General features: G+C 67.9%; 11 protein-coding genes. 10 read left to right on the plus strand and 1 reads right to left on the minus strand.

Annotated elements, in window-relative coordinates:
* Positions 1-14: 14 nt before the first annotated feature.
* Genes GPA22_RS19865 through GPA22_RS19875 form a run of 3 tightly spaced genes read left to right on the plus strand, consistent with a single transcriptional unit; the run spans position 15 to position 4,127 of the window.
* Positions 15-2,471 carry an EAL domain-containing protein gene (locus tag GPA22_RS19865; protein WP_169257802.1) on the plus strand — a complete coding sequence of 819 codons (2,457 nt, stop codon included), beginning with the start codon at positions 15-17 and terminating at the stop codon, positions 2,469-2,471.
* Entirely contained in the window at positions 2,468-3,694 is a 1,227-nt protein-coding gene (locus GPA22_RS19870) for a hypothetical protein (RefSeq protein ID WP_169257803.1), read from the plus strand. Before GPA22_RS19865 ends, GPA22_RS19870 begins: the two co-directional genes overlap by 4 nt.
* A 10-nt stretch (positions 3,695-3,704) precedes the next feature.
* Positions 3,705-4,127 (plus strand): hypothetical protein, encoded by a 423-nt coding sequence (locus GPA22_RS19875; RefSeq protein ID WP_169257804.1) that lies wholly within the window; start codon positions 3,705-3,707, stop codon positions 4,125-4,127.
* A 19-nt stretch (positions 4,128-4,146) separates the two neighbouring features.
* On the opposite strand, the gene GPA22_RS19880 is transcribed toward GPA22_RS19875, so the two are convergent.
* On the minus strand, positions 4,147-4,854 hold the full coding sequence (locus GPA22_RS19880) for a fumarylacetoacetate hydrolase family protein (RefSeq protein WP_169257805.1): 708 nt from the start codon (positions 4,852-4,854) through the stop codon (positions 4,147-4,149).
* A 95-nt stretch (positions 4,855-4,949) separates the two neighbouring features.
* On the opposite strand from GPA22_RS19880, the gene GPA22_RS19885 reads away from it, so the two are divergent.
* The 7 genes from GPA22_RS19885 (at position 4,950) to GPA22_RS19910 (ending at position 8,217) form a co-directional block, all read left to right on the plus strand.
* Positions 4,950-5,216, plus strand: a complete 267-nt coding sequence (locus tag GPA22_RS19885; protein WP_246264547.1) for a hemin uptake protein HemP — start codon at positions 4,950-4,952, stop codon at positions 5,214-5,216.
* Positions 5,217-5,259: 43 nt separating this feature from the next.
* Positions 5,260-5,496: a (2Fe-2S)-binding protein gene (locus GPA22_RS19890; RefSeq protein ID WP_121430071.1), complete on the plus strand. Its 237-nt coding sequence runs from the start codon at positions 5,260-5,262 to the stop codon at positions 5,494-5,496.
* Positions 5,493-5,969 (plus strand): bacterioferritin, encoded by a 477-nt coding sequence (bfr, locus tag GPA22_RS19895; RefSeq protein WP_169257806.1) that lies wholly within the window; start codon positions 5,493-5,495, stop codon positions 5,967-5,969. Before GPA22_RS19890 ends, bfr begins: the two co-directional genes overlap by 4 nt.
* A gap of 106 nt (positions 5,970-6,075) precedes the next feature.
* The gene (locus GPA22_RS22985) at positions 6,076-6,201 is read left to right on the plus strand and encodes a hypothetical protein (protein ID WP_281374157.1); all 126 of its coding nucleotides are present in this window, start codon (positions 6,076-6,078) and stop codon (positions 6,199-6,201) included.
* Between the two features lie 17 nt (positions 6,202-6,218).
* The gene (locus GPA22_RS19900; protein WP_169257807.1) at positions 6,219-7,031 is read left to right on the plus strand and encodes an energy transducer TonB; all 813 of its coding nucleotides are present in this window, start codon (positions 6,219-6,221) and stop codon (positions 7,029-7,031) included.
* 2 nt (positions 7,032-7,033) lie between these two features.
* Positions 7,034-7,801, plus strand: a complete 768-nt coding sequence (locus GPA22_RS19905) for a MotA/TolQ/ExbB proton channel family protein (protein WP_169257808.1) — start codon at positions 7,034-7,036, stop codon at positions 7,799-7,801.
* On the plus strand, positions 7,801-8,217 hold the full coding sequence (locus GPA22_RS19910; RefSeq protein ID WP_169257809.1) for an ExbD/TolR family protein: 417 nt from the start codon (positions 7,801-7,803) through the stop codon (positions 8,215-8,217). Before GPA22_RS19905 ends, GPA22_RS19910 begins: the two co-directional genes overlap by 1 nt.
* The last annotated feature ends 49 nt before the right edge of the window (positions 8,218-8,266 follow it).

An 8,266-nucleotide genomic window follows, 5' to 3' on the forward strand; every position in this document is an offset into this window, starting at 1 on the left:
TCCTTCCGGCACAGATGGTGAAGCTCTCGCTCCGCCTCAGCTCGATCCGCATGCGCCTGCTGCTTGCCAGCACGGTCGTGCAGATCGTCCTGTTAACCCTGCTGCTTGCAAACAGCGTGCGCCTGATGAACCAGGCGACCAGTGCGAGCCTCAACACGCTCGTCAGCCAGAACGCCACGATGCTGCATGCGATGGCGGTCGCCTACGGCGACATGGGCGAGCTGCACACGCTGCAGGACGTGCTCGGCGAACTGCTGAGCGAGTCCGATGAAGGCCTCGTGTACGTGCGCATCGTCGCGCCCGACGGGCAGGTGCTGGTCAGCGCGGGCTTGCCCGACATGCGGGAGTTGCCGGAGGCCGACGATGCGCACGCGCGGGGCGGAGCCGGCGGCGGCGTCGTGCACGTGCGCCGCCCGCTGCTGCTCGATCGCAACGAAGTCGGATTCCTGCAGTTCGGGGTCTCCGTCTCGGTGCTCGCCGCGGCGCGCAAGGCGATCACCGAACAGGGCACGGCGATCGCCTTGGCGGAACTGCTGATGACCTTCGGCCTGCTTTCGGGCATCGGTTACCTGCTGACACGCAATCTGAGTCGACTGCTGGCCGGCAGCGAGGCGATCGCGGCCGGCAAGCTCGATCACCGCCTGCCGGAAAGCGGCCATGACGAACTCGCCCGGCTCGCGCGGCGTTTCAACGTGATGGCGGCAAACCTCCAGGACCGCATCGGCGAACTGCAGGATTCGGCCGAACGGCTGAAGGCGAGCGAGCAGCGCTACGAGCTGGCGATCCAGGGTGCCCACGACGGCCTGTGGGACTGGGACATCGCCGACGGGCAGGTCTATTGTTCGCCGCGCTACTGCGAGGTCGCCGGCCTGACAGCCGGACGCATGTACTACAGTCCCGCGGAGGTCGTCACCGGCATTCATCCGGACGACGCGCCCGGCTACCGGACGAAGATGATCGAGCATCTGAAGGGCTTCAGCACCCAGTTCAAGTGCGAGTATCGCGCACGGCAGCAGGACGGCAGCTACCGCTGGGTCATGACGCGGGGCGTCGCGGTGCGCGGCGAGGACGGCCGCGCGGCGCGCATGGCCGGCTCGATCAGCGACGTGCATGAGCACAAGCTGGTCCAGATGCGCCTGCAGTATGACGCCCTGCACGACGGCCTGACGCAGCTTCCGAACCGCGCCCTCTTCCTCGAACACGCGTGCAGCGCACTCGGCCAGCAGCGCCGCACGGGCGGCCAGGACTTCGCGGTGCTCGCGATCAACCTGCAGCGTTTCCGGCTCGTGAATGACAGCTTCGGACATGAAGCCGGGGACGCGCTGCTGTGCCACGTGGCGCGCACGATCCAGGAGACGCTGCGTTACGGCGACATCGCCGCGCGGGTCGGCGGCGACCAGTTCGCGCTGCTGCTGAACCGCATCGAGAACCCCGCGGAAGCCCTGCGGCTCGCCGGGACCCTGCGCGAGCGGCTGGCCAAGCCGACCAGCATCGCCGGACAGATCCTGTATCCCAAGTTCCGCATCGGCATGTCGCTGAGCATCGATTACCGCGACAGCGAGAACGGCGACACCATGCTGCGCGATGCCGACAATGCGCTGCAGCGCACCCGCGAGCGCGGCGACGACTCGGTCGCGATCTTCCATGCGTCGATGCACGAGCAGGCGTTGCAAAGCCTCCAGCTCGAAGGCGACCTGCGCGACGCATTGGGCAGCGACGAACTCATCGTGCATTTCCAGCCCATCGTTGCGCTCGACAGCGGGTCGATCACGAGCTTCGAGGCACTCGTGCGCTGGCGCCACCCCGTCCGCGGGATGCTGCCGCCCAACCTCTTCGTTCCGCTGGCCGAGACGCTGGGCCTCATCCACGAACTCGACATGCTGGTGCTGCGCCGTGCCTGCGAGCGCCTCGCGCAGTGGCGGCAGCTCGCGGCGAGCGATGCCGCCGTGCCCCGGGTCAGCGTCAACCTCTCGGCGACACAGTTCGCGCGGCCCGATCTCGCCGGCGAGATCATCGCCGAGGTGGACCGCCACGGCCTGCCGCGCGAGATGCTGCGCTTCGAGGTCACCGAAAGCGTGCTCGCCCAACCCGAAGGCCCCGCGGCCGAGATCCTGCAGAAACTGCGCACCGCCGGCATGTCGGTGCTGATCGACGACTTCGGCACCGGCTACTCGGCGCTGAGCTACCTGCACACGATTCCCTGCGACCTCGTGAAGCTCGACGGCTCCTTCGTGCGCTCGCTGGAAAACGACGAGCGCCTGCGCACGATCGTCGCGCGCAGCATCGAGCTCGCGCACGATCTCGGCATGCGCGTCGTCGCCGAGTGCATCGAGACGACACGTCAGTCCGAGCTGCTGCTCGGCATGGGCTGCGACTACGGGCAGGGCTACCTGTTCGCGCGCCCGCTCGACGTCGAGGCCGTGGAGGAACTGCTGTTCGGCAAACAACTCGCCCGGGAGGCCCGCGCATGACAACGAAGCGCCTGCTGTGTCACGGCATCGCAGCGACTCTTCTGGCTTGCACCACCGTTCACGTACGCGCAGACAGCGACGAGGCGGCCCAGCCACCGCGCTTCGAATTTTCGGGCTTCGGCACGCTCGGCGCGGTCACGACCGACAGGAAGGACGTGTGGTTTACCCGCTACGGGGTGAACTTCCCCGGAAACTCCGACCCCGACTTCAGCCCCGACAGCCTGCTCGGCCTGCAGGCCAGCATGCGCCTCACCGATCGCAACGACATCACCGTCCAGGTCCTGGCGCGAGAGGACGGCAGCGAGCGCCAGGATCCGCGCGTCACGCTCGCCTTCTTCCGCCAGACCCTCGCCCCGGGATTGTCGGTGCGCGCCGGCCGGGTGCGCGTCCCCTTCTTCATGCTGTCGGATTCACTGCACGTGAATTACGCGAACCCGTGGGTGCGCCCGCCGGTCGAGGTGTATGGCCTCAACCCCTTCAACGACCTCGACGGCATCGACCTCATCTATCACAAGCGCCTCGACCGGCTCGACATCGAGATCCACCCCTACTATGGCGGCGGCCGCATCCCCTTCCCGCAGGGCAGCGCGCGCCTGAAGGAGACGCGCGGCCTCAATGTCGTGCTGAGCCAGGGCGAATATTCCCTGCACCTGGGCCATGGCGAGGGCAGGTTCACGCTCGAGCGCGGTGACCGGCAGTTCCTCGACATGGCGCGCATCCTTCGCGCCACCGGTCAGGAAGGCGTGATTGCGGACCTGTCCGGCACTCGCGGGAGCACGAGTTTCGATTCGGTCGGAGTGCAGTGGGACGACGGCGACTGGCAGCTGGTCGGCGAGTACGCGCGGCGCAAGACGAACCGCTATGTCGTGAGCGCACATGGCTGGTACCTGAGCCTCGGGCGCCGTTTCGGCCCCCTCATGCCCTACGCGGTCGTCGCGCGCCAGACGCTGGACAAGCAGTTCGCCCAGGCCACGCTGCCGGCCGGCCGGCTGGCGCAACTGTGGGACCTGTTCCTGACCTCGCGCAACAATGCACAACGCAGCGTCACGTTCGGCGCGCGCTGGGATTTCGCCGCGCATGCGGCGCTAAAGACCGAATGGACGCGCGCGCGCCCGGACGAGAATTCGTGGGGCTCCTATTTCCCGCGCGGCAACCCCCTGACGACGCGGATCGGCGGGCGTACGTTCGACACGTTCAGCCTGTCGCTCGACGTGAGCTTCTGAGGGTGCGCCGGTGATTCGCATCGCTCGCGCCAGTTTCCTTGCCCTGGCACTGCTGACCCCGCCCTGCGCCCTGGCGCAGATCGTCATCGTCGCCGGCGCACAAAGCCCCTTGCCCGTGCTGACGGCTGCTCAGGTGGAGCAGTTCTACCTCGGGCGCGCCCATACCCTGGCCGACGGCGTCGTCGTGACGCTCGCCGATCTTCCGGCCGGACCGGCGCGCGACGAGTTCTACCAGTTGCTGACGCACAAGAATCCCAGCCAGATCCGCGCGCACTGGTCGCGCATGGTTTTCACCGGACGCGCCCTGCCGCCGCAGGAAGCCGGGAGCGTGGCCCAGTTGCGCCAGTGGCTGGCGTCGCAGCCGAACCTCATCGGCTACATGCCCGCCGCCGAGGCGGATGCGCACGTGCGGGTCCTGCTGCGACTGCCCTGACCTTGCGGCCGCGCGACGCTCAGCGCGGCGCCACGACCTCGAGGTGCAGTTCGCCGACGCCGGCGACCACGCCGTGCAGCCGGTCGCCGACGGCCACCGGCCCCACCCCCTCCGGCGTGCCGGTGAAGATCAGGTCGCCCGCCTCCAGCCGGTAGTAGCGCGAGAAGAACGCGATGATCTCGGGGATAGACCAGATCATGTCCGAGAGGTCGCCGCGCTGGCGCGTTTCGCCATTGACCTCGAGGCGGATCTCGCCGGATTCGGGCACCCGCCCCGCGGCGGGCACGAGCTGCGAGATCGGTGCCGCGGCATCGAAAGCCTTGCCGATGTCCCACGGCCGGCCCGTGGCCTTGGCTTCCGCCTGCAGGTCGCGCCGTGTCATGTCCAGGCCCACCGCGTAGCCCCATATGCACGCCCGCGCGGCCTCGGGCGAGAGGTCGCTGCCGCCCGCGCCGAGCGCGACGACCAGTTCGAGCTCGTGATGCACGTCACGGCTTGCCGGCGGATAGGGGAATTGCCCGCAGGTGCCGGCGCGGACCGGCAGCACGGCGTCGGCCGGCTTGGTGAAGAAGAACGGCGCCTCGCGGCTCGGATCCCCGCCCATTTCCCGCGCATGGGCCGCGTAGTTGCGGGCGATGCAGTAGATGCGCCGCACCGGAAACAGGCCGCCTCCGGCGACGGGAAGAACAGGGCGCGGGGCGGGTTCGATCACGAAGGTTTCGGACATCTGGGCTTCTCCGGAAGCTGCTGCCGCAGCACGGGACAGGGGGTGGCTCGGCATACGCGAATTGGCAAGGTGGCGCGATCAAAGCACAGGGGGTATTGACCCAGCAAGCAGTCGATGCTGTAATGCGAATCGTTCCTATTTGCTTTATCGATCACATCATGCAGGCACAGGACAATCGGCATACCCCCGTTACCCATTCCGCGGATGCAACGCAGGACGGCCGACCTGCCCGCCAGGCGGGTGCGGCGGTCATCCCGAGCGAACGGCTGCTCCTCGGGCAACCCTGCGTGACGATCGATCACGACGGAACGCACTACGTGCTGCGCGCGACGCGGGCCGGAAAGCTGATCCTGACGAAGTAATCCGTACAGACCACCACGACAAACGGAACAACGAGGCTAGACTATGTATGTCTGCATCTGCAACGCAGTGACCGAACGCCACATCGACGAAGCAGTCAGCGAAGGGGTGTCCACCTTGCGCGAATTGCGGACCCGGCTCGGCGTCGCGGGCGAATGCGGTCGCTGCGCGAGTTGCGCACGCGACTGCCTGCGTGCGGCGATGGCAGAGCAGACGACGAACGCGAATGCGGCGATGGCCGTGTTCGCGCCCTCGTATTCCCTTGCCGTGGAGGCCGTATGAAAGGCGATAAGAAAGTAATTCAATACCTCAACAAGCAGCTGACGACCGAACTCACCGCAATCAACCAATACTTCCTGCATGCGCGCATGTACAAGAACTGGGGCCTGGGGAAGCTCGGCCACCATGAGTACGAAGAGTCGATCGAGGAAATGAAGCATGCGGACAAGCTCATCGAGCGCGTGCTGTTTCTCGAAGGGCTGCCGAACCTGCAGAACCTCAACAAGCTCCTGATCGGCGAGAACGTCCCGGAATGCATCCAGGGCGACCTGAAGCTGGAACAGGGCGGACGCACCGAACTGATCGAGGCGATCGCCTACTGTGAGTCCTGTAAGGACTATGTTTCGCGCGAGATCTTCGAGGAGATCCTCGAGGATACCGAGGAACATATCGATTATCTGGAAACGCAACTCGAACTGATCGACAAGGTCGGACTGCAGAACTACCTGCAATCGCAGATGGGCGGCGCGAGCTGACGCGCGACCGACCACCGTTCGCGCCGGCAGGACCGGCGCACGCCAACATCGCAAGCCAGTTCTCCCGCAGAACGAGCCAGCGTCATCGAATCAACGGAGAACTGGCATGCATACCCGGCGCCTGGACGTGCTGAACGACCCATCCCTGCGGCAAGGCCCGGCCTTCGCCGCACACCGCCTCGCCCTCTACGTGGCATTCGCTGCGCTTCTGATCGACCAGTTTATCCGCTGAACACCGCGTAGCGCCTGATGGCCCCGCTCCACTCCCACGCCCTTCCCGCCGCCTCCTTCACGCCGCCACGCAATGCATCGGGGCGCCGGCCGCTGAGCTTCGTACCACCGCGCGAGGCCCTTGCCGAGCCGGCGCCCCGCCTGCGTCGCCCGCGCGCACCGCGCGGCGAGCGCGCATTGCTGCTCGCGCTGGTGACGGCTGCCCACGTTGCGGCACTCGTGGCCCTGGCACATCTCGCGCAACGCCCCGCCACGCCGCCCGAAACGCCGATCTCGGTGGCGCTGATCGAATTGCCGGTGCCGCTGCCGACCGTCGCGCCGACGCCTCCCGCCCCGCCCAAGCCTGTCGTCGAGCCGCCGCCGAAACCGCGCCCGCAGGTACGCGCGCCGAAACCCGTACCGAAGACCACCGAATCGCCGACCGCGATCCGCACGGAGACGCCGCCCCCGCAGGCGACGCCGGAACCCGTGCGCGAGGCCGCGCCGACGCCGCCGGCACCGCCCGCTCCCGCGGCGCGTCCCGCGCCCGAAGCACCGCCGGCCGTCGTCGCCGCGCGTTTCGACGCGGCCTACCTGAACAACCCCGCTCCGGCCTATCCGCCGCTGTCGCGCCGCATGCGCGAGGAAGGCAAGGTGATGCTGCGGGTGCAGGTCACCGCCGAGGGCTTGCCCGCGCAGGTCGATCTGGCGGAAAGTTCCGGCTTCGCGCGCCTCGACAATGCCGCCCGCGAAGCGGTGCAGCGCTGGCGCTTCGTGCCCGCGAAACAGGGCGGACAGGCGGTCGCCGCCGCCGTCATCGTCCCCATCGTCTTCAAACTCGAAGGAAACTGAACATGCTTACCGACACCTTCGGCCTGTCCCACCTGTGGGCCCAGTCGGATCTCCTGATCAAGCTCGTGGCCTTCACCCTCGTGGTGATGTCGGTCGCCAGCTGGTACCTGATCGTCGTGCGCGCGACACGCCAGCTCCGTGTCCGGCGCATCGATGGGGCCGTGGAAGGTTTCTGGCACGCGGCCAGCCTGGAGGAAGGCCTCGCGCGCCTGTCGCAGGATGCGCCCGACTCGCCGTTCGAGGCGCTCGCCCGCCAGGGCGCGGCCGCGGCCGAACACCTGCGCCGCCACACCGCCGCCGAGACGCTGGGCGGCAAGCTCGACGCCGACGAGTTCGTGACGCGCGCGCTGCGCAAGTCGATCGCGCTGTCCACCGCGCAACTCGAATCGGGCCTGACCGTGCTCGCCTCGATCGGCTCGACCGCGCCCTTCGTCGGCCTGTTCGGCACCGTGTGGGGGATCTACCACGCTCTGATCGGCATCAGCACCTCGGGCGTCGCAACACTCGACAAGGTCGCCGGCCCGGTCGGCGAGGCGCTGATCATGACGGCCTTCGGCCTCTTCGTCGCGATTCCCGCGGTGCTCGCGTACAACACTTTCACCCGCGCCAACCGCCTCGAGCTCTCCGAGCTGGATGCCTTCGCGCATGACCTGCACGCGTGGTTCACCACCGGCTCGCGACTCGCGAGCACGCCGGCCACCGGCCAGGCGGCGAAGGCCGGCAGCGGTGCCGCGCGCGACATCGGCCTCACCAGCGCCGGAGCCGCGTGATGGCGTTCGGGGGCTTCAACCAGGAAGGCAGCTCGGCGCCGATGAGCGAGATCAACATGGTCCCGCTCATCGACGTGATGCTCGTGCTGCTGATCGTGTTCATGATCACCGCGCCGCTGCTGACGCACTCGGTCAAGATCGACCTGCCGACGGCGGCAAGCCAGGCGAGCAACGAAAAGCCGGACACAGTGACCCTGGCCGTGGACGGCGCCGGGACGCTGTTCTGGAACGACCAGAAGATCGCCGAGGACGAGCTGCCGGCCCGCCTCGCCGCTGCTGCGGCACAGCCGGTGCAGCCCGAACTGCACTTGCGCGCCGACCGCGAGACGCGCTACCAGAAGCTCGCGGAGATCATGTCGGCGGCACGCACCGCAGGCATCCAGAAGATGGGCTTCATCACCGTTCCCGAACGTTGAGCGTTCAACGCTGAATGAAGGGGGCCGGCCGGCCCCCGTCGGCGCAGAC

Source organism: Aromatoleum toluvorans, assembly GCF_012910905.1.
Classification (GTDB): domain Bacteria; phylum Pseudomonadota; class Gammaproteobacteria; order Burkholderiales; family Rhodocyclaceae; genus Aromatoleum; species Aromatoleum toluvorans.

Coding starts and splice junctions, on each gene's coding strand:
- GPA22_RS19865 (WP_169257802.1), top strand. CDS start 15: ATGGTGAAGCTCTCGCTCCGCCTCAGCTCGATCCGCATGCGCCTGCTG.
- GPA22_RS19870 (WP_169257803.1), top strand. CDS start 2,468: ATGACAACGAAGCGCCTGCTGTGTCACGGCATCGCAGCGACTCTTCTG.
- GPA22_RS19880 (WP_169257805.1), bottom strand. CDS start 4,854: ATGTCCGAAACCTTCGTGATCGAACCCGCCCCGCGCCCTGTTCTTCCC.
- GPA22_RS19890 (WP_121430071.1), top strand. CDS start 5,260: ATGTATGTCTGCATCTGCAACGCAGTGACCGAACGCCACATCGACGAA.
- bfr (WP_169257806.1), top strand. CDS start 5,493: ATGAAAGGCGATAAGAAAGTAATTCAATACCTCAACAAGCAGCTGACG.
- GPA22_RS22985 (WP_281374157.1), top strand. CDS start 6,076: ATGCATACCCGGCGCCTGGACGTGCTGAACGACCCATCCCTGCGGCAA.
- GPA22_RS19900 (WP_169257807.1), top strand. CDS start 6,219: ATGGCCCCGCTCCACTCCCACGCCCTTCCCGCCGCCTCCTTCACGCCG.
- GPA22_RS19905 (WP_169257808.1), top strand. CDS start 7,034: ATGCTTACCGACACCTTCGGCCTGTCCCACCTGTGGGCCCAGTCGGAT.
- GPA22_RS19910 (WP_169257809.1), top strand. CDS start 7,801: ATGGCGTTCGGGGGCTTCAACCAGGAAGGCAGCTCGGCGCCGATGAGC.